At 65.3% G+C, this 19602-nt stretch carries 16 protein-coding genes; 6 read left to right on the top strand and 10 right to left on the bottom strand.

Going from position 1 to position 19602, the window contains the following annotated elements; genetic code table 11:
• Positions 1 to 215: 215 nt before the first annotated feature.
• From LR961_RS01790 to LR961_RS01780, 3 genes are all read right to left on the bottom strand, one after another.
• A complete protein-coding gene (locus LR961_RS01790; RefSeq protein ID WP_232146717.1) occupies positions 216 to 1232 on the bottom strand; it encodes a 3-oxoacyl-ACP synthase III in 1017 nt (338 codons plus the stop codon).
• Positions 1233 to 1415: 183 nt separating this feature from the next.
• Positions 1416 to 1733: a DUF4156 domain-containing protein gene (locus LR961_RS01785; protein WP_232146716.1), complete on the bottom strand. Its 318-nt coding sequence runs from the start codon at positions 1731 to 1733 to the stop codon at positions 1416 to 1418.
• Between the two features lie 346 nt (positions 1734 to 2079).
• Complete coding sequence (locus LR961_RS01780) at positions 2080 to 4944, bottom strand: pitrilysin family protein (protein ID WP_232146715.1); 2865 nt, start codon at positions 4942 to 4944, stop codon at positions 2080 to 2082.
• 351 nt (positions 4945 to 5295) lie between these two features.
• On the opposite strand from LR961_RS01780, the gene LR961_RS01775 reads away from it, so the two are divergent.
• Together LR961_RS01775 and trmL are read left to right on the top strand one after the other, a co-directional pair.
• The gene (locus tag LR961_RS01775; protein ID WP_232146714.1) at positions 5296 to 5691 is read left to right on the top strand and encodes a hypothetical protein; all 396 of its coding nucleotides are present in this window, start codon (positions 5296 to 5298) and stop codon (positions 5689 to 5691) included.
• A gap of 40 nt (positions 5692 to 5731) precedes the next feature.
• Entirely contained in the window at positions 5732 to 6211 is a 480-nt protein-coding gene (gene trmL, locus LR961_RS01770) for a tRNA (uridine(34)/cytosine(34)/5-carboxymethylaminomethyluridine(34)-2'-O)-methyltransferase TrmL (protein WP_232146713.1), read from the top strand.
• Positions 6212 to 6544: 333 nt separating this feature from the next.
• Here trmL and LR961_RS01765 read toward each other — a convergent pair whose 3' ends face one another.
• The 5 genes from LR961_RS01765 to LR961_RS01745 are packed head-to-tail and all read right to left on the bottom strand — an operon-like array spanning position 6545 to position 13337.
• The gene (locus LR961_RS01765; protein ID WP_232146712.1) at positions 6545 to 7771 is read right to left on the bottom strand and encodes a CaiB/BaiF CoA-transferase family protein; all 1227 of its coding nucleotides are present in this window, start codon (positions 7769 to 7771) and stop codon (positions 6545 to 6547) included.
• On the bottom strand, positions 7768 to 9165 hold the full coding sequence (locus LR961_RS01760) for an amidase (RefSeq protein WP_232146711.1): 1398 nt from the start codon (positions 9163 to 9165) through the stop codon (positions 7768 to 7770). Before LR961_RS01760 ends, LR961_RS01765 begins: the two co-directional genes overlap by 4 nt.
• 10 nt (positions 9166 to 9175) lie before the next feature.
• Positions 9176 to 10573, bottom strand: a complete 1398-nt coding sequence (locus LR961_RS01755) for an AMP-binding protein (protein WP_232146710.1) — start codon at positions 10571 to 10573, stop codon at positions 9176 to 9178.
• Positions 10570 to 11961 carry an MmgE/PrpD family protein gene (locus LR961_RS01750; protein ID WP_232146709.1) on the bottom strand — a complete coding sequence of 464 codons (1392 nt, stop codon included), beginning with the start codon at positions 11959 to 11961 and terminating at the stop codon, positions 10570 to 10572. Before LR961_RS01750 ends, LR961_RS01755 begins: the two co-directional genes overlap by 4 nt.
• Positions 11961 to 13337, bottom strand: a complete 1377-nt coding sequence (locus tag LR961_RS01745) for an MmgE/PrpD family protein (protein ID WP_232146708.1) — start codon at positions 13335 to 13337, stop codon at positions 11961 to 11963. Before LR961_RS01745 ends, LR961_RS01750 begins: the two co-directional genes overlap by 1 nt.
• Positions 13338 to 13444: 107 nt before the next feature.
• On the opposite strand from LR961_RS01745, the gene LR961_RS01740 reads away from it, so the two are divergent.
• Positions 13445 to 14689 carry an acetyl-CoA hydrolase/transferase C-terminal domain-containing protein gene (locus LR961_RS01740; RefSeq protein WP_232146707.1) on the top strand — a complete coding sequence of 415 codons (1245 nt, stop codon included), beginning with the start codon at positions 13445 to 13447 and terminating at the stop codon, positions 14687 to 14689.
• 16 nt (positions 14690 to 14705) lie between these two features.
• Positions 14706 to 15446 carry a GntR family transcriptional regulator gene (locus LR961_RS01735; protein WP_232146706.1) on the top strand — a complete coding sequence of 247 codons (741 nt, stop codon included), beginning with the start codon at positions 14706 to 14708 and terminating at the stop codon, positions 15444 to 15446.
• Between the two features lie 361 nt (positions 15447 to 15807).
• Here the strand turns inward: LR961_RS01735 and LR961_RS01730 are convergent, their stop codons facing one another.
• Both LR961_RS01730 and LR961_RS01725 read right to left on the bottom strand, forming a co-directional pair.
• Complete coding sequence (locus tag LR961_RS01730; protein ID WP_232146705.1) at positions 15808 to 15999, bottom strand: hypothetical protein; 192 nt, start codon at positions 15997 to 15999, stop codon at positions 15808 to 15810.
• On the bottom strand, positions 15996 to 17513 hold the full coding sequence (locus tag LR961_RS01725; RefSeq protein ID WP_232146704.1) for an FAD-binding protein: 1518 nt from the start codon (positions 17511 to 17513) through the stop codon (positions 15996 to 15998). Before LR961_RS01725 ends, LR961_RS01730 begins: the two co-directional genes overlap by 4 nt.
• Positions 17514 to 17620: 107 nt before the next feature.
• Here LR961_RS01725 and LR961_RS01720 point away from each other — a divergent pair, with 107 nt between their 5' ends.
• The gene (locus tag LR961_RS01720; protein ID WP_232146703.1) at positions 17621 to 18544 is read left to right on the top strand and encodes a LysR family transcriptional regulator; all 924 of its coding nucleotides are present in this window, start codon (positions 17621 to 17623) and stop codon (positions 18542 to 18544) included.
• A 209-nt stretch (positions 18545 to 18753) separates the two neighbouring features.
• Entirely contained in the window at positions 18754 to 19188 is a 435-nt protein-coding gene (locus tag LR961_RS01715; protein ID WP_232146702.1) for a gamma-glutamylcyclotransferase, read from the top strand.
• Positions 19189 to 19602: the final 414 nt, after the last annotated feature.

Raw genomic sequence — 19602 nt, 5'->3', positions numbered from 1 at the left:
GGAATGCACCCGCCTGCACCATGCGGCGGATAAGCCCCTCTCCCTTCACGGGAGAGGGGTTGGGGAGAGGGTGGAACGAAGTGGAGGAGCTGGAACCACCACTCAACCCCGAGACTTCGTGATCCGGAACGTGCCTCGCACGTCCCCTCTTCCGCCCCTTCGGGGCACCTTCTCCCGCAAGGGGAGAAGGAATGAAGCATCAGGCCTTGGCCTGCTTACCAGACCACCTCGGCCATCGTGCAGTTCAGGCCCGAGCCAATACCCATCAGCGCGACGCGGTCGCCCTTCTTGAGCTTGCCCAGCTGGCGCAGCTTGCTCAGCACGATCGGCACCGAAGCCGGACCGATGTTGCCGTGCTCGCCAAAGATGGTCATCACCTTCTTCGGGTCGATGCCGAAGGCCTTGATGAAGGCATTGGTGTGCGGCTGGCTGACCTGGTGGATGACGAACTGGTCGATCTCGTCCACCGCCCAGCCCAGCGCGATGCGCGTGGCTTCAAAGGTCTTGGTGGCCAGCTTGATGCCTTCGATCAGCAGCAGGCGGGTGTCGGTGACCATGCGGTCCAGGTTGCCCACGCACAGCTTGTTCCACTGGTTGGCCGCGCGGGTCACGCCGCCCTTGTAGCGCGGCGCGTCGGGCACCAGCTCCGAGCGCGCCAGCACCATCGCCGCAGCACCGGAACCGGTGGTCAGCGCGGCCACTTCGTCGCGCAGCTGCTGGGCGGTGATGTCCGGGGACATCATGCGCTCAAGCGTCTTTTCATAGACCAGGTTGGAAGTCTCACCATCAACGATCAGCGCGTAGTCGATATCGCCGCGCTCAAGCATGCGCGCAGCCACGTCCATGCCATTGATGAAAGCCAGGCAGGCGTTGGCGATGTCGAAGGTGACGCATTCCTCGCCAATGCCCAGGTTGCCGGACACGATCGAAGCGGTGGACGGCTCCAGGTAGTCACGGCTGACCGAGGTGTTGACCAGCAGGCCCACCTTGTCGGCGGTGATGCCGGCGTCTTCCAACGCCTTCTGGCCGGCCATGGTGGCCGCGTCCGAGGCCTGCGTACCCTGGTCCCAAAGACGGCGCGCGTGGATGCCGGCGATATCGCCCAGCACGTCGGCACGGATGCCCAGGCGCTCAAGCGTGGGGGCCAGCCGCTCGTTGATTTCCTTGGAGGTCAGCGTATGCGGCGCATCAATATGCGCCAGTCCCGCGATCGAGACATTCTGGAAAGGCATCGGAAAGCGCCAGGACTCAGGCGAAGGGGGCGCTATTCTAGCGTCTGCGCTTTTTTACCGCATCTTTACAAATCAGCACCCCGGCGTATGGAACGCCGAAGTACCGGGTTTGTGCGGTATGGCACGTATTACCGGCCCAGGATGCGGCTCGGGCCGGGCGTTTACGGGCGTGTGCAGCATTGTTCAGCGCGGCGGGCACTGCCAGGCGGAGAAGCGCTGGCTGCCATCAGCCGGCTGGCCGGCGGCCTGCACGGCATTGGCACCGGCGCTGGGCGCTTCGTTGCGGGCCAGGGTTTCCAGCTCTTCCTGCACGCGCAGCGGGTTGCGGTTGTAGAAGCCGACCTTGTTCTTCACCGAGACCACGATCTCGCCCTTGGCCACGCAACCCGGCGCGACAGGCCCGGCGGGCAACACGCGCACGGCCTTGCCGCCTGACTCGATCGGCACCCAGGTGCAGGCAGCGGTGCTGGCGATGAGGACGGACAGAAGCAGGACGCGCATGGAGGTTTCCTTGTGAAGATCAGAACGGATTGTGCCGTGAATCGATGAACGCGTGATGATCTGGCACGCGATACGGCAGTTGGGCTTGCCCCCTTCTCCGGCGGGCTGGATAAGGGCTTGTTGCTCACGAGCCATCGGCTCGCACTGGACCGGACGCCCAGCACGCTTCGCTACGCAGGGGCGCGAAACGAGATGCCCGAAGGGTGGATGAGGGGCTTTGGCTTGGTTTGGCTCGCCAGGAGCTTCCCCTCACCCCAACCCCTCTCCCGCGAGCGGGAGAGGGGCTCAAGCAACAGCCCGGGGCTCAAGCAACAGCAGGCTGCTCTGGCCGCTTGATGACTCGGATTTACTTCGCCTTGCCCGCCACCGGCTTGCCGTCGGCGTCGATCACGGTGACCTCGCCCAGCTTCAGTGCGCGCACCGGGGCTTCGATCTTGGACAGGTCGCCCACGATCACCCAGGTCAGTGCATTCGCGTCGAAGGTCTTGGCCGCTGCATTGGCCTTGTCCGGCTGGAATGCCGCCACCTGGGCATTGCGCACTTCCACCCAGTTGTCCGGGCGGCCGTAGCGGACGATGCCACCAATGGTGCTCATCACCGCACGCGCGGTTTCATAGGCGCCGGGCTGGCTGCGCAGGTCGTTGTCCACCACCTTGGTCACTTCGGCCTGGGTGGCCGGCACCTTGCCACTGCTGTAGTCGGCAATTTCGCGCTGCATCTCGGCCACCGATTCGGCGGTCTTGTCGATCTGCACCGGGGCGATGCTCAGGAACGGACGTTGGCCAAGGGCCTGGGTCACCACGGTGAAAGCACCGTAGGACCAATGCTTGTCCTCACGCAGGTTCATGTTCAGACGCGAGGTGAACGAGCCACCCAGGATGTCGTTGGACAGCTCCAACTGCACCGCCCCGCCATCCTTGACCGACGGCACCAGCTGGCCGGCGTAGATGTTGGCCTGCACCGCACCGGGCTGGTCGATCAGGAACACGCGCGAAGCCGACGGGCGTGCCACCTGCGGCGCTTCCACCCTGGCCGGCGCGGCACCTTCGCCCTTCCAGTCACCGAAGTGCTTGTTCAACACCGGCACGATCTGCGCCAGCGTGGTGTCGCCGACCACGATCACCGTGGCCTGTTCCGGACGCAGCCACTGCTTCTGGTAGTTCAGCAGGTCCTCGCGATTGATCGCGGTAACCGATGCCTCGGTGCCGCTGCCGGTGAACGGCATGCCGTACGGGTGGTCGGCGCCGTACAGCAGCGGCGGCAGCACGCGCAGGGCGGCGGTCTGCGGACGCGCCTTTTCCTGGGCGATGCCTGACAGCCACTGGCCCTTCACGCGATCAATTTCGCCCGCATCAAAACGCGGTGCGCGCAGCATGGTGGCAAACAGCTCCACCGACGGGTCCAGGTTCTCCTTCAACGCCGACAGCGATGCGTTGGAGCCGTCCAGTGCGGCGCCGGCACCGACTTGTGCACCCAGGTCTTCGGCACGCGCCTTGAACGCCAGCGAGTTCAGATCGCCAGCGCCTTCATCGAGCATCTGGCTGGCGAAGTTGGCGGTGCCCAGCTTGCCACCATGGTCGCTGGAGTAGCCGCCGGCGAACTCATAGTTGATGTTTACCACCGGCACGTCATGACGCTCGGCCAGGATCAGCTTGCTGCCGTTCTTCAGCGTGGCGTGCTGCAACGCCGGGAAGCTCAGCGACGGGAACGACTCAACCTTGGGAATACCCAGCTTGCGATCCACGGTGCTGGCGGTGGTGCTGTACTTGGCATCGACAGCCGGCAGCTCGAACGGTGCCGGCTTCACCGACGGTTCTTCGGCAAGCGGCTTGCGCTCACCGGGCTTGATCACGAAGGTGTGGCTGGGGTTGCCCAGCCACTTGGCGGTGGCCGCGCGCACCGAATCGGTCGTCGCGTTGGCAACGGTAGCCAGCGACTCGCGGAAACAGGCCGGGTTGCCGGTGAAGGTGGTGCACGAGGCCAGCGCATCGGCCTTGCCACCGAAGCCGCCGATGCGTTCGATGCCGCGGATGAAACCGGCACGGTAGTCGGTCTTGGCGCGGGCCAGTTCCTCAGCGGTCGGGCCATCCTTGATCAGGCGTTGCAGCTCCTCGTCGATGATGGCTTCAACCCTGGCTTCATCCACGCCCTTCTTGACCATGGCGCGGATGCTGAAGGTACCGCTGAGCTGGGAGCCGTAGTTGCTGGTGCTGATGCTGTCCACCAGCTTGTCGCGATGGACCAGGCGCTCATCCAGGCGCGAACTGGCGCTGGCACCGAGCACATGCGATGCGATGTCGAGCAGGTCGGCATCGGCCTCACCTACCTGCGGCACGTTCCAGGTGCGCTGCACCAGCACCTGCGGCACCTTGTCCTCCATTTCGGTGCGGCCATTGCTTGCCAGCACCGCCACGTCGACCTTGGGCTGGGCCATCGTCGGGCTGGCCGGAATGTGGCCGAAGTACCTGGCAACCTTCTCCTTCGCGGTGGCGACGTCGATGTCACCGGCCAGCACCAGCACCGTGTTGTTGGGGCCGTACCAGGTGCGGAACCAGGTCTTGACGTCATCCAACGATGCCGCGTTGAGATCGTTCATCGAACCGATGACCGAGTGGTGGTACGGATGCCCCTTCGGGTACATGGTGCGCACCATCACTTCCCACAGCTGGCCGTAGGGCTGGTTCTCGCCCTGGCGCTTTTCGTTCTGCACCACGCCGCGCTGCTCGTCCAGGGTCTTCTGGTCGATGGCGCCGAGCAGATGGCCCATGCGGTCCGATTCCATCCACAACGCCATGTCCAGCGCGGTGGTGGGCACGTTCTGGAAGTAGTTGGTGCGGTCGGTATTGGTGGTGCCGTTCATGTCGGTGGCACCGGCCGCCTCGAACGGAGTGAAGTATTCGCCCGGCGCGTTTTCGCTGCCGTTGAACATCAGGTGTTCAAACAAGTGGGCAAAGCCGCTGCGGCCGGCCGGCTCGTCCTTGCTGCCGACGTGGTACCAGAGGTTGACCGCCACGATCGGTGCCTTGCGGTCGGTATGCACCAGTACGCGCAGGCCGTTGGGCAGGGTGAACTCCTCATAGGGAATGTCCACGGTCGCTGCGGCGGCAGGCCTGGTCTTGGCTTCGGCGGTCAACGGTGTACCGACAAATCCGCCAAGGGCGGCGCTGAGGGCCAGTGTCAGAAGTGCGGTACGGGGTGCAGCTGCGTTCATTCCACTTTCCTTGAGCAATGAATGTGAACGTCGATCCTAACCGCAGCCCGGCAGCCGCTGCACACGCCATGCGTCATGCCTTCCCTGAAGGACTCCGGTGTCCGCGTACGACACGGACAAACGGCCAGTGTCCGGACAGCGGACACTTTCGAACCGACAAATATCCTTTTATTTCAAATAGATAAAGTTGGCACGCGTTCTGCGTATACCTGGATGCAGCAGGAACAGTCGAAATCAACATGACTACCAGCTGAACAAATGCCGGGAATTTCAAATAGTTCTTGCCTCCCGAGATTTGGTGTACTACCTTACTACCACACCGCTGTTCACACACACCAGACAGGTCCCGCCATGAACGCCAAGTCCCTCGCTCTCGCCATCGCCATCGTTGCCGGCTCCGGGTTTGCTTCTTCCGTGCAGGCCGCAGACATCGTCACCCTGGAAACCGTGCAGGTCCGCCCGTCGGTCGAACAGCTGGCCCAGGCCGAACACGAAGCCACCAGCACCATCCCGACCCTGGCAGCGGTGCAGGTCCGCCCGACCGTCGGCCAGATCGTCGAGCTGATGGCCGAACAAGCCGCCACCCGCCTGGCCTCGGCCACGCCGGTCGCCAGCGTTGCCAACTGGGTTGTGTCGCTGCCCGCCGTCACCGTCCGCCCGGACGTGCAGCAGGTGCAGGCACTGGCTGCCGAACTGGCCGCCGATGCCATCGGCAACGTGGTCGCCAAGGGCCTGGTCAAGAACTGATCCAGGCCCTGCGGCAAGCCACCCGGCGTAAACTTCGCCGATGACTTCCGCACCCGTTTTCGATGTCCTGCTGTACCAGCCCGAGATCCCGCCGAACACCGGCAACGTGATCCGGCTATGCGCCAACACCGGCGCGCGGCTGCACCTGATCGAGCCCCTGGGCTTTGACCTCAGTGACAAGCAGCTCAAGCGCGCCGGCCTGGATTACCACGAGTACGCCAAGGTGCAGGTCCACCCCGACCTGGAAACCGCATTGGCGCGCATCGCTCCGAAACGCCTGTTCGCAATGAGCACCCGCGGCAGCGTGCGCTACGACAGCGTGCCTTTCGCCGATGGCGACGCATTCCTGTTCGGCCCGGAAACCCGTGGCCTACCGCAGGACCTGCTGGACGCCTTGCCCGACGGCCGGCGCCTGCGCCTGCCGATGCAGCCCAACAACCGCAGCCTGAACCTGTCCAACTCGGTCGCCGTGGTGGTGTTCGAAGCGTGGCGGCAGCACGGGTTTGTGGGCGGGGCGTGATGGGTTCCGCAGGAGCGGTTCACGTCGCGAAGCTTGCTGCGTCTATCCGCTGAAGAGCGTTACCCGTTCAGCTCTCCGCTCGGCCTTCGGCGCAAGGCAGGGGGCATGGTGGCCGTGAGTTTGGGGCTTTGCGGGTGCTGATCGCTGAAAAGCGTTACCCCTCCCCAGCCCTCCCCTTGCCTGCGGCAAAGGGAGGGAGCAAAAGCAGTCCGCTGCAATCTGTTCGTCCACGTGATTCACCCCCTCCCTTTGCCGCAGGCAAGGGGAGGGCTGGGGAGGGGTAGCTTTCCGCTTTCCGCTTTCCGCTTTCCGCTTTCCGCTTTCCGCTTTCCGCTACCCGCCAATCACACCCAAGGCCTGCAATTCCTGCAGCCGTGCCGCATTCACCGCCAGCACTTCGTCCAGCACCTGCACGGTGTGCTGGCCCAGTACCGGGGCAGCCTGCGTGTAGTGCAATGGTGTGGCCGAGAACTTCAGCGGATTGCGCACCATCGCCACTTCCCCACCACCGGCATGCGGCAAGGTGATGCGCAGTCCGCGCGCCAGCACCTGCGGGTCGTCGAAGACCTGGTCGATGCGGTTGACCGGGTTGGCCGGCACCACTGCCTTTTCCAGCGCGGCCAACCATTCGCTGGCCAGGCGCGTGCGCAGCCGCTGCTGCAGGTACGGCACCAGCTCGGCACGATGGGCCACGCGCGCGTTGTTGGTCGCGTAACGCAGGTCGACGGCCAGCTGCGGCTCGCCGATCACCTCGCAGAAACGCGCGAACTGCCCGTCGTTGCCGACCGCCAACATGAAATAGCCGTCGGCCGCCGGCATCACCTGGTACGGCACGATGTTCGGATGCGCGGTGCCCTGGCGGGTCGGCACCACGCCGCCAACCAGATAGTTCGAGGCCTGGTTGGCCAGCCAGGCCACCTGCGTGTCCAGCAGGGCCAGGTCGATCTGCTGGCCTGCGCCGGTGCGCTCGGCATGACGAAGTGCCGCGAGAATCGCCGTGGCCGCGTACATGCCGGTCATCAGATCGGTGGCCGCCACGCCCACTTTCTGCGGGCCTGCACCGGGCGAACCGTCCGGCTCGCCGGTGACGCTCATCAGCCCGCCGATGGCCTGGATGGCGGCGTCGTAACCGGCGCGCTGCGCATAGGGGCCGTCCTGGCCGTAGCCGGTGATCGAGCAGTACACCAGCCTCGGATTGATCGCGTGCAGGCTGGAGAAATCCAGCCCGTACTTCTTCAGGCTGCCGACTTTGTAGTTCTCCACCAGCACGTCGCAGCGGCTGACCAGCTCGCGGATCAGTGCCTGCCCTTCGGGCTGGGTGAAATCGATGGCGACCGAGCGCTTGCCGCGATTGGCGCACAGGTAATACGCCGACTCGCTGCTGTCCCTGCCCTGCCCGTCCTTCAGGTACGGCGGGCCCCAGGTGCGCGTGTCGTCGCCCACGCCGGGACGTTCGACCTTGATCACGTCAGCGCCGAAATCGGCCAGCACCTGCGTGGCCCACGGGCCGGCGAGGATGCGCGACAGGTCCAGCACGCGCACGCCTTCAAGCAACTTCATTGCGGCCACCATGCGGCGCAGGCTTGCGGTAGCGACGGCTGCCAGGCAATGGCCTGCTGGAACGCCTCGGCCAGGGTGATCAGGGTCATCTCATCACCGATCTCGCCAACCAGCTGCATGCCCACCGGCAACTCACCGGCAGCCACCGGCAACGGCACCGACAAGGCCGGGTTTCCGGCCATGTTGGCGTAGGCGGTCAGGTCGGCCTGGCTGGCCGGTGCCGGCGTGCCGAAAGCGAACGCCCGTTGCGGGGCGGTCGGCATCACCAGCACATCGCAGTGCGCCAGCCACTGCTGCAACTGCACCTGCGCGCGGTCAGCCAGTTGCGAAGCCGCCGCCAGTTCGGCGGCGCTGCGGCCTTCGGCCCAGGACATCAGCTTGGCCAGCAGCGGTGAGAACCTGCTGCGGTCGCCAGCCCAGGCATCGGCATGTTCGACCAGCAGTTCGGCTTCGCTCATCAGCAGGCCGGCGCGGCGCGCGCGCCCGGATGCAAAGGCGGGCGGCGGCAGTGCATGCAGCGTGTGGCCAAGACCGCGCAACACATGCAGGCCCTGCTCGAAGGCGGCCTGCACATCCGGCGCGATGTCTGCCGCGTCACCGAAGTCCACCACGCCAATGCGCAACGGGCCTTCGTAGACCGGCAGGAAATGGATCGCACGCGACTGCGCACAATCGGGGTCGAAGCCGATCATCAGGCGCGTGAACAGACGCAGGTCGCGCGCCGAGCGGGTCAACGGCCCGATGTGATCGAGCCGGCGGCACAGCGCCACCGTGCCGCGCGTACTGATCGCGCCCCAGCTCGGTTTCAGCCCGACCACGCCGCAGTAACTGGCGGGGATGCGCACCGAGCCCATCGTGTCGGTGCCCAGTGCGGCCGAACACAAGGCAGCGGCCACCGCTGCGCCGCTGCCGCCGCTGGAACCGCCCGGCGTATGGCCGGGCCGATGCGGGTTGTGGCAGGCGCCGTAGAACGGGTTGTCGTTGTCGGCGCCCATCGCCGCTTCGTGCATGTTGAGCTTGCCCACGACCACCGCGCCGGCGCGGCGCAGCGCGGCAACGGCCGGGTTGTCGTGGGTGGCCGGCGCATCATGCCGGCGCGTTTCCATGCCGGCGGTGGTGACCATGCCGGCCACGTCGATGTTGTCCTTGATCGCCACCGGCAGCCCTTCCAGCGGCCGTGCGTGGCCGTTGCGACGACGTGCGTCCGACTCGGCCGCGGCCGCCAACGCACCTTCGGCATCGACGTGGATGTAGCTGTTGATCAGCCGCTGGCTGGCCGTGATGGCCGCCAGCTGCTGCTGCATCAGCTCCACGCAGCTCAACTCGGCGGAGGCAAGCAGCACCACCTGCGCGGTCAGGTCCTGGCTCAGCAGTTGCGCATCGGCCTTGCTCACGGGGCTTTCCTCAGGCGAAACGTTTGTCGATCAGGCGCACCGGCTTCTGTCGTACTTCGATGCCGGTCAGGGGTGCCAGCGCACCCGGTGCGGCCAGCACGATGCTCATCTCAACACCCAGACGCTGCCGGAGCAATGCACTGAACTCGGCGGCCAGCTGCGCATCATCCAATGCGCCACGGGTTTCCACGTGCACGGCCAGGTCGTCGCGACCGCCTTCGTCACGGCTGGCCACGCAGATGAACTCACCGGCAAAGGAGGCATGTTCTTCCAGCACCGGTGCCATCGCCTGCGGGAACACGTTGATGCCGCGGATCTTGACCATGTTGTCGCTGCGGCCCAGGAAGCCTTCGATGCGACGCAGGTTCATGCCCAGCGTCGAAGGCGTGGTCAGCACGCGGGTCACGTCGTGGGTGTTGAAGCGGATGATCGGGTAGATGTCGTCCTTGTACAGGCAGGTGACCACCATGTCGCCGGTACCGCCGTCGGCCACCGGGGCGCCGCTGTCCACGTCGAGGATCTCGACGTACTGGGCGTCTTCCATCAGGTACAGGCCGTCCTGGTCCGGGCCCTGGCCAGCGATCGCACCGGTGTCGCCCACGCCGTACCAGTCGTACAGCTCCACGCCGCCCCAGGCCGCCGACAGCGACTCGCGCGACTCGCGGCCGAGGTGGCCGCAGATCATCCGCACCGGGATGTCCTTGCCCGGCACCAGGCCGTTTTCGCGGGCCACGTCGGCCAGCTTCTTGATGTAGTCGGCAAAACCCACGATGACGGTGGCGCCCATGTTCTTCATCAGCTGCACCTGCTGCGCCGAGCGCATCTCGATGCCGGTGCCGGCCGAACAGAACAGCGCCTGGGTGTAATGCGTTACCGCTTCGCGCACGTAGTGGCCACCGTTGATCATGCCGTGGCCGTACACCGAATGGACCACGTCGCCAGGCTGCATGCCCTGCCAGCGGTACAGGCGGGCCAGCAGCAGGCTCTGCACTTCGCGCGAATGCGGCGAGAACACCAGCGGTTGCGGGCGGCCGGTGGTGCCGGAGGTGGTGTGGAACACCAGCGGCTTGTTGCCGGCTTCGGTGCCGTCCTGCCAGCCGTGGAAATCGCCGAGCGGCGGGTTGGCTTCCACCGATGCCATGATCTCGTGCTTGCCGAACACCGGCAGCCTGGTGATGTCGTCAAGGCTCTGGATGTCTTCCGGCTTGATCCCGGCATTGCCCCACAGCCGCTGGTAGAACGGAATCTGCCAGGCGCGTGCCACGCAGCGCAGGAACATCGCATTCTGCTCGGCACGCAGCTGCTCGCGGCTGATGTTCTTGAACTTGTCGGTGAAGGCCTGGTCCAGCGGGAACTGCCTGAGCAGCTCCTTGACATCGAACGACTCGAAATAGGTGGCGTAGGTCATGGGGTCTCGACAATCAGCAGGTCGACCAGCCGGCGGACATCGTCGATGTCCTGCAGATGGTCGAAGTGGGATATCAGGGCATCGCGGCGGCCGGCGTCGAACGGACGCGCGGCGTGGTCAAGGCAGTGGTGGAACTTCTCAAGCTGCTGCGCACGTGACAGCGGCCGTTGCGGTGAGCCGATGGCGGCATCGCGGTGGCTGTGCAGCACGCGACCGTCGCGCAGGGTGACGCTGATGGACTGCGGCACCAGCGCGTTGGGGTCCTCGCACGCGTTGGGCACCAGCGTGACGTTGGCTGCGAACGCGGCCAGGTACGGGTCGGCCAGTTTCTCCGGCGCATAGGCCGACAGGCCGACCTTGCCGTCGAGCAGCACGGTGCCCAGCAGAAACGGCAGGCACAGCCGCGCGTAGCTGGTTTCCATGCCGCTGCGGTAGGTGCGCCCCACCAGGCGCCGTACCAGCGGCGGCGCCTGCAATTGGATCGATGCGACATCTGCCAGGGTCAGCCCGTGCTGCTGGCGCAGTTCCATCAGCATGTCCTGCGCGGCATGCGCGGCGCCGCCGGTCGGAAACACCTTGTGGCTGACGGCGAGGATCTGCGCCTGGCGCGTGGCCAGCTTCTGCAACGACGGCCCGGTATCGAACTCGCCTTCGATCAGCGGCAGATAGCCGAACGGGCCTTCGAGCATGTCGCGCGGCGCCGGAAAGCCATTGCGGGCAAGGTCCCAGCAGCTCAGGGCGGCACGCGAATTCAACGCAACCTGCAAGGCCAGCGTCGGCGAACCTTCGACATGCGCCTGCATGGTGCCGGACAGGTGGCTGTAGATCAGGCCCAGCGCGCGCCGCAGCAGTGCTTCGTCGGCGCCGTACAGATGCGCGATGCCGGCCGTTGCACCCAACGCACCGCACATCGACGGGCGGAAGAAACGCATCGGTGCACGGCCGCTGATGCCGATCAGCGTGGCCACATCGACCGCGACATTGAGCGCGGTGATCAGCGCCTTGCCATCGACCGGAACGCCGTCAACGTTGGCGCGCTGCTCGGCCGCGGCGAACAGCGCCGACTGGATCACCGCCAGCGGATGGACCACCGCCGGCATGTGCACGCAATCAAATTCCTGGCTGTGGATCTGGTAGCCGTTGACCATTGCCGCGCTGGCGGCAGGCAAGGCTTCACCGGTCACCCACACCCGCGCGCCGCTGCCGGTGCCAAAACCGGCCGCACTGCGGCGCACCACCTGGGTCAAAGGCACCTGCGGGCCGGAGCCGGAAAGGCCTACCGCCGTGGAATCCATCACGAACACGCGCGTGGCCGCGACCGCTTCGGGTGAAAGATCCTCAAAGCGCAGCGTGCTGGCATGCTGCAACAGGGCTTCGGTCAATCGCATCAGGACACCCGCGCCAAGATCGTGTTCAGGGCGTCCAGACTGCCGCCATCGGACAGCGCCCGCACCTGCCCAAAGAGGGGTTGCGCCAGCCCGGCCGATACACCACCCCACTGCGCCAGCGCCAGCGCCTTGGCGATCACCTCGTCGGCCGACATCGGGCATTCCGGGTCGCCACAGGCGTCGGTGCGTGCTGCTTCCAGCTGCCGGCCATCGGCCAGGTGCAGGACCACCGTGGCGCCGTAATGCGCCGGGAAGCGTTCGCTGCATGCCGTGTCTTCGGCCAGGTGCACGCGTTCGCGCCAATGCGCCACGTCTTCGTCGCTGCAACTCTCGTCGGTGTAATGCGCCAACTGCGGCCGGCCGTAGGCGAGGATCGAAGCGAGCGCGTGTTGCAGGCTGAACTTGGCGTCCAGTTCGGTCTGTGGCTGCGCGCGGTCACAGAAGCGCAGGGCTTCGGCGTAGGTGCGCACCTGGACGTGCTGGATCTGGGCGATATCTGCCAACGCAAGGCCTTCAAGCGCGTCCAGCATTGCGTCGATGGCCGGGTGCGCGTGGCGGCAGGCCGGCCACGGCTTGAGGCTGGTGCTGTGGATCAACCAGTCCGCTTCCTCGGCAACCACCTTGTCCGGCATGGCATCCAGCGCGGTAGCGGCAAACAAACCCTGCTCGCCTTCCAGTATCCTGCGCGGCCCACGCACGCCCGCCAGCGCCAATTGCGCCGCCAGCCAGCCACTGCGTGCGGCTTCGGCGTTGTGCAGCGACTTGGTCGGCACCGGTTCGTGGCGCATCTGCCACAGGCCACCGGTGCGGCTGCCGGCATTGCCCAGCGCGTCGGCCACCGCGTCGGCCGGCAAGCGCAGCACCGAGGCCGCCGCTGCCGCCGCGCCGAACGCGCCGGCGGTGGACGTGGGATGCCAGTATCGGTAGTGCCCTCTCCCCAGCGCACGTCCGACACGAATGGTGGCTTCGTAACCACGCACCACCGCATCCAGCAGTGCATGTGCATCGGCGCCTTCGACCTGCGCCACCGCCAGCGCCACCGGAATCACCACCGGGCCCGGATGCAGGATGGCGCCGCGGTGCACGTCGTCCATTTCCAGCACGTTGCCCAGCGCGCCATTGAGCAGCAACGCATCAGCGACGCTGCGCCGGCCCGTCCCCAGCGCAACCACGGCCCCCGCCGGCTGTGCCTGCACGATGCCGCGCAGCTGCCGCGCCAGCGGGTAGCGCAATGCCGCCAGCGCGCAGCCCAGCCAATCCACCAGCAACAGCGCGGCGCGTTGGCGGGCCGCGTCATCCACCGGCCGTTGCAGGCGCTGGGCGAGCTGTTCGGTGAGGCTGGCAGCGGCTGGAGTCATCGCGTGGCGTGATGTCATGGCAGGTGGAAGGGAACCGGAATCAGAGGCAATGCCGTGAAAGGAGCATAACCGACTTTGTCCGGACATATCATATGATCCGCTTTCCGGAACCTGCAATCACCCACATGCCAAGACCGCTGGATGCTGACACCTTCTTCGACCTGCTGGGCCAGGGCTGCGAGATCTTCGCGCCGGGCTGCGCCGGCCATTCGCTGCTGTTTGAAACATGGTTGCGTGCCAGCCCCGAGCGCTGCGCCGGACTGCGCTTCACCGGCGTGCACATCCCCACGGTCAACACGTTCGACTTCGCCGGCCTGCACCCGCAGACGCGGCAACGCACGATCTTCCTGAGCGGCGACCTGCGTGCCTCGTGGCTGGACGGCCGCGTCGATTACCTGCCGCTGACCTATACCGCCACCTGGCGCTGGCTGCGCGAAGTGGTCAGCTTCGACACGGTGCTGGTGCAGGTGGCGCCGCCGGATGACGACGGCAACTGCTCACTGGGCCTGGCCTGCGACTTCACCCCGGCGGCGTGGCCGCGCGCGACCCGCGTGCTGGCGCACATCAACCCGCGCATGCCGCGCACGCGGGGGCCGTCGATTCCGCTGGCACGGATCACCGCTGCCATCGAGCAGGACATGCCGCTGCTGGAAATCCCCGATCCCCCGGCCGATCCGGCCATGGATGCGGTCGCCGCGCAGGTGGCCACATTGGTGGACGATGGCGCCACCCTGCAACTGGGCCTTGGCCGGCTGCAATCGGCGGTGCTGCGCGCGGTGCGTGACCGCCGCAACCTGCGCATCCACAGCGGCATGGTCTCCGACGGCCTGCTCGGCCTGCTTGAATCCGGCGCCCTGTCAGCCGCGCCCGATGCGGTGGTGGCAGGCGTCGCGCTGGGCACGCAAGCGCTTTATGACGTCGCGCAGCGCAACATTTCGTTCCGCGAAGTGGGCCACACACACGATCATTCCATCCTTGGTGCAATCCCCCGCCTGACCGCCATCAACAGCGCGTTATCCATCGATCTGTTGGGACAAGTGAACGGCGAATTCCTGTCTGGACGCCAACTCAGTGGTGTCGGCGGGCTGCCCGATTTCCTGCAAGGCGCTCGCCAATCGCCCGGTGGTCGCGGCATCATTGCACTCCCTGCCAGCACTCCCAAGGGTGAGAGCAGGATCGTACCGGTGCTTCCCGCGGGGCCAGTGAGCCTGGCGCGCGTGGATGCCGACTGCATCGTCAGCGAACATGGTGTCGCTGACCTGCGTTACCTGGATGTCCACGCACGCGCCCGCGCCCTGATCGCCATTGCCGCTCCCGAACACAGGCACGCACTGGAAACCAGCTGGCAGGAACTTTCGCTCAGACTTTGAACAAGGACTTGTACATATGACCGGTACGCGACGCAGCAAGCCCCGCTACGCCGAGCTTGGCGATCTGTTGCAGACGGCAATCGAGAAAGGCGAATACGCGGTCGGTACCCTGCTGCCCACCGAACTGGAACTGTGCGAGCGCTTCACCGTCAGCCGCCACACCGCACGCGCGGCGCTGGCGCAGCTGATCAGCGCCGGCCTGGTGCAGCGCAGGCCCGGCGCCGGCACGCGGGTGATCGCACAGAGCGCAGCCATGCGCTACGAACACGAGATCGACACGGTCGACCTGCTGATGCAGTACGGCAACAGCACCCGCCTGAAGGTGCTCGAGGCCGAGCGCCTGGTCGCCGACGCGACGATCGCGCAGCGGCTGGATATCGCCGAAGGCAAGGAATACCTGCGCCTGCACTGCCTGCGCCTGGAAGAGCAGACCCGCGAACCGATCGCGGTAACCGAGATGCTGGTGCCGGTACGCAACGGTGTGCCCACCGACAAGCTGCTGGACGTGGCCGGTGCGGCGCGGGCGGTGGCCAAGTTCCTTGATCCTTCCCGGCTCTCGCGCGTGGAGCAGGTGTTCGACGCGGCCTCATTCGAGGCCAGCGACGCCAAGCTGCTGGACATCAAGAAGAGCGAACCGGCCATGCGCGTGCAACGCCGGTACCGCGATGCCAACGGCCGCCTGCTGCTGGTGGCGATCAGCCTGCACCCGCCGGGCCGCTTCGCGTACTCGATGGTGCTCTCGCGCAATCATCGCTGAGGGTAGAGCGCCCCCTCACCCCAACCCCTCTCCCGTACACGGGAGAGGGGCATTAAAGCTGCCCCGGCTCTTCTGGCATGACCACAAAGTGCCATGAGGAAAGGCTCGAAGACTGTCCCGCCGCCTTTGGCATAGCCACGAAGAGCGTTGAGGAGGGGCTTGAAAGCTGCCCCGTCTCCATTTGCATAAGCGCGAAGTGCATTGAGGAGGGGCTCCAGGACTGCCCCCTCCCTTTGGCGTAGCCAAGGGGAGGGCTGGGGAGGGGTAGCTCTGGCTCTGGCTCTGGCTCCGGCTCCGGCTTTACCCCACCCTCAACATCAGTCCCAGAAGGGCGAAGACCCCAAGCCCCAGGCTTCGAGCTTCACCTCCTGAACAACAACGCCAACACGCTCGGCCGCAATGCCAGCTTCATCATCTGCCGGAACTCCGCAGGCGTCAGGCTGGTCTTGCACGGCAGCATGCCGGCGACACCGTCCATCACCAGCAAACCATCCTCAGCCTTGACGTCATTGATGCGCACGTCGAGCTTCATCGCCGGGGTCGCAACCTTCATGCGCCGCCCTCCCAGTGCTTCAGTCCGACGATTTCACGGCCCGCCGCGCGGCCGGAGATCATCGCTTCGGTCAGATACGAGCCGTTCTGGTACAGGTCCGAGAACATCGAACCCATCTCGCCGGCTTCGTACAGGCGCGGGATCGGTTGGCCTTCGTGGTCCAGCACTTCGGACTTGATGTTGCGGCGCGCACCACCGCCGGTGCAGACGATCACCGGGTCCACGCGCACGCCGTAGAACGGGCCCTGTGCGATCGGGAACAGCGTGTCCGGGTTGCGGCCGAAATCGGCATCCTGTTTGGCAGTGCAGGCCGCGTTGTAGCGGTCCACCGCTGCGCGCAGTTTGGCCGGGTCACGGTTGATCTTCACTGCCAATTCTTCAAGCGTATCGGCCTTCTGGATCCAGCCCTTCTCGATTTCCACCGCGTTGTCGTCGGACCACTTGTAGCCACGCACCACCGGATTCCAGCTCATCACTTCCACCACCAGCTTGTTGTACTGGCAGGTGATGGCGTCAAAGATCATGTGCACCGGCTGCGCGCGATAGTGCGGCGTGTCCACCCAGTGGCCGTGCTTCTTTTCTTTGTAGTGGGTGAGCTGCAGTTCGGCGGTTTCGTTGTAGAAACGCTCGGTGTTGGCGTCCACTTCAATCCAGCTGAAGCTCTGCCAGAAGAAGTTGCGCAGGAAGCCGTTGACGAAGCCTTCCGGCTTGAAGCCCGGCCAGATGCCACCGGACTGGCCCTGGTTGCGCATATGCCACAGGTCGGCACCGGCCTTCTGCAGGATCTTGATGCCGTCGCCGGTGTTGTGCGGCGTGCCCAACGGCGCCGGGTTGGCCAGCCCGAAATAATTGCGCTGCATGTCCAGGTTGGCTTCAAAGCCACCGGTGGCCATCACCACCCCCTTGTTGGCACGGATGGCGATGCGCTGGCCGTTCTGCTCGGCAATCACGCCGAACACTTCCAGCGTGTCCGGGTCCTGCACCAGGTCCTTGATCGGCGATTCAAACGCAATCTGGATGCGCGGGCGCAGGCGGATGTTCTCGCGGAATGCCAGATACACGCCCGACGGGATCGGCAGGATGGTGGCGGTGCAATGCACGGCCTCGCGCGCGCCGAACTCCGGAAACTCCAGCACCGCATCGCGCTCGGAGAAGCCGGTGCCGTGGATGAACTGCGCACCGGCCTGCGCCGCGCGCTCCTGGATCCACGGCTCCAGCGCTTCCATGGCCTCGGACCACGGCACCAGCATGTCTTCCGGGATCGGGTTGGCCTCGCTCATCTTGCGCTGGTACTCGGCCAGCACCTTGGCGTTCTTGGTGATGAGCAGCGACTGACCGGCAACCCGGCTGTTGCCGCCGGTCTCGGCCTCGTTGGCCTTTTCCAGGATAAGGATGGACAGATTCGGGTCCAAGTCATGCGCCTCGATGGCGGTGCACATCGATGCCAGGCCAAAGCCGGCGATGACGAGGTCGTACTGCTGGTCCCACTGTTTGACGGCGTTGAGGCTGGCCATGGTTCCCCTCCGGGAGTTGCGATCCCCCGACTATCAGCGGCCCGCCCCGCTGACCGCCAACCAATTCGCGTACGATCCACAACCATTGGTTGTATTGATGGACACCCATGGACCTCCGCCAGCTCCGCTACTTCCTGTCCGTGGTCGAGCACGGCAGCTTCACCCGCGCCGCTGCCGCCACCGGCCGCACCCAGCAGGCCCTGAGCAAGGGCATCCAGGCGCTGGAGCAGCAGCTCGGTGCACGCCTGTTCGAGCGCGGCAGCCGCGAGGCGCGGCTGACCGACGTCGGCCGGCTGCTGATGGAGCACGCCCAGCCCGCCCACGACGCCGTACGCCGTTTCGAGGACCGCCTGCAGGAGCTGCAGACTGGCGCCGAAGGCCAGGTCCGCATCGGCACCGGCCCCAGCACTGCCGGCTCGCTGGTCGCCCCGGCAGTTCTGGCGCTGCGCCGGCACTGGCCGAAGATCGGCATCCACGTCAGTGGTGGCATCCTGCCCGAGCTGCTACCCAACCTGCTCGCGCGCGAACTGGATGCCGTGGTCACCCTGCACACCTTCGGTGACGGCGACCCCGACCCGCGCATCCGCAGCGAAGTGCTGATGCATGACGAGTACCGGGTGCTGGCCAGCGTGCGTCATCCGCTCGCCCGGCAACGCGATATCAACGCCGCGCAGCTGCTGGAGCAGGCATGGATATTCGGTCGCCGCCTGGGCGCGGTGGAAGGCGCATTTCGTCAACGCTTCCACGAAGCCAGATTGGAGCCACCACTCAACACGATGGAAAGCGGATCACCGGAATTCATGCGCGCGATGATCCGCGACGGCGGTTATCTCACCCTGCTGCCGAGCCGCCTGGCGCAGGCGGAGTTGTTGGCCGGGCAGTGGGTAAAGCTGGATGCACCGGGGTTCGCCTGGCAACGGCCAGTGATGGTTTACACGCGCGATGGCGAACCGCAGAGCGCGCCACTGGCCAGGTTTCTGCAGGCGTTGAGAAATGCGGCGGAGCTGGCGAAGGTAAGAGAAGTAGCGTGAGAGGGCTTGCCTGGCTCGGCAATCCCACCTTGAAATGGCTCTCGGCTCAGCGGGTTACACCGGACAAAACAGGGGTGTAATCCATATGGCCGCTAATCAGCGGTAGTTTCCGTCTGGGCCGCGTTGGAGCGGATGGGGACGGACCGAGCCAAGTGCCTGATCGGCAGGAAGAACTTGGATCTTCCATCCACTTACCCTCGGCAATATTCTTGGGTGTTGTACCCATGCCTGGCCGCAGCGTCAGGTTCCACAAGAAGAGTACGGACCATTCTGGCAAGTGCGACCTAATTGACTCAAACCCAGAAGCCATTGCTTATGGCGCGCTCTACGAGTTCAACTTAGCCGACAAGCCCGGGCTTGATGCTGCAGAAGGGCTTGGTCATGGATATCGCCAGGCTACGGTTGCCTTTCCGCTCAACAACGTCACCTACCAGGCCTTTGTCTATGTTGCGTCCATTTCGCACATCGACAAATCGCTCAACCCCTACCACTGGTACAAACAGCTAGTTTTGTGTGGAGCACGCTACCACCGCTTTCCGGATGAGTACATTGCAGAGCTTGAGTCCGTTCCATCTATCACGGATCCGGACACTGGTCGCTCGGCCAAGAACGGGGCGCTGCTAGCTCGCATGGCTGAGTTCTAACAATTCATTCAAGCCGACGCCGCTTCGCGGCGCGGCTTAATTCAGGCGTTATGCCTCAGGGGAAATCTATGGATGATCATAAAAAGGAAGCTGGAATTCCCAGCAATCACAAACTGGTACAGACAGAGACAAAGTGGCGCCAGAGTAAAGGCCAAGACACGGATACTTACTGGTACGACCAAGTCGACGAGAGCGGTGTCGTTGTCGCCAAGTGGATTGTCAAGGACTCAACTTCAATGTATCCGCCGTTTGGCAGGACTATCTCAGCTGAGAAGGTGGGCTGAGGCATAACAGTTCATTCAAGCCGACGCCGCTTCGCGGCTCGGCTTACTCTGGCGTTAGGCACCAGATCAATTGCGAGGCACGTTAATGTCAACTGATCAGATGACCGTGTGTGAGCGCAGGACTCAGTAC

The organism is Stenotrophomonas sp. SY1, from assembly GCF_021202945.1.
Classification (GTDB): Bacteria; Pseudomonadota; Gammaproteobacteria; order Xanthomonadales; family Xanthomonadaceae; genus Stenotrophomonas.
Note: the sequence above shows the minus strand (reverse complement) of the source record. Positions and strands in the feature narration are given on the sequence as shown.

Bases quoted from the DNA above. Each gene is read 5' to 3' on its own strand.
- LR961_RS01790 (WP_232146717.1), bottom strand. From the start codon at position 1,232: ATGCCTTTCCAGAATGTCTCGATCGCGGGACTGGCGCATATTGATGCG.
- LR961_RS01785 (WP_232146716.1), bottom strand. From the start codon at position 1,733: ATGCGCGTCCTGCTTCTGTCCGTCCTCATCGCCAGCACCGCTGCCTGC.
- LR961_RS01780 (WP_232146715.1), bottom strand. From the start codon at position 4,944: ATGAACGCAGCTGCACCCCGTACCGCACTTCTGACACTGGCCCTCAGC.
- LR961_RS01775 (WP_232146714.1), top strand. From the start codon at position 5,296: ATGAACGCCAAGTCCCTCGCTCTCGCCATCGCCATCGTTGCCGGCTCC.
- trmL (WP_232146713.1), top strand. From the start codon at position 5,732: ATGACTTCCGCACCCGTTTTCGATGTCCTGCTGTACCAGCCCGAGATC.
- LR961_RS01765 (WP_232146712.1), bottom strand. From the start codon at position 7,771: ATGAAGTTGCTTGAAGGCGTGCGCGTGCTGGACCTGTCGCGCATCCTC.
- LR961_RS01755 (WP_232146710.1), bottom strand. From the start codon at position 10,573: ATGACCTACGCCACCTATTTCGAGTCGTTCGATGTCAAGGAGCTGCTC.
- LR961_RS01750 (WP_232146709.1), bottom strand. From the start codon at position 11,961: ATGCGATTGACCGAAGCCCTGTTGCAGCATGCCAGCACGCTGCGCTTT.
- LR961_RS01745 (WP_232146708.1), bottom strand. From the start codon at position 13,337: ATGACATCACGCCACGCGATGACTCCAGCCGCTGCCAGCCTCACCGAA.
- LR961_RS01740 (WP_232146707.1), top strand. From the start codon at position 13,445: ATGCCAAGACCGCTGGATGCTGACACCTTCTTCGACCTGCTGGGCCAG.
- LR961_RS01735 (WP_232146706.1), top strand. From the start codon at position 14,706: ATGACCGGTACGCGACGCAGCAAGCCCCGCTACGCCGAGCTTGGCGAT.
- LR961_RS01730 (WP_232146705.1), bottom strand. From the start codon at position 15,999: ATGAAGGTTGCGACCCCGGCGATGAAGCTCGACGTGCGCATCAATGAC.
- LR961_RS01725 (WP_232146704.1), bottom strand. From the start codon at position 17,513: ATGGCCAGCCTCAACGCCGTCAAACAGTGGGACCAGCAGTACGACCTC.
- LR961_RS01720 (WP_232146703.1), top strand. From the start codon at position 17,621: ATGGACCTCCGCCAGCTCCGCTACTTCCTGTCCGTGGTCGAGCACGGC.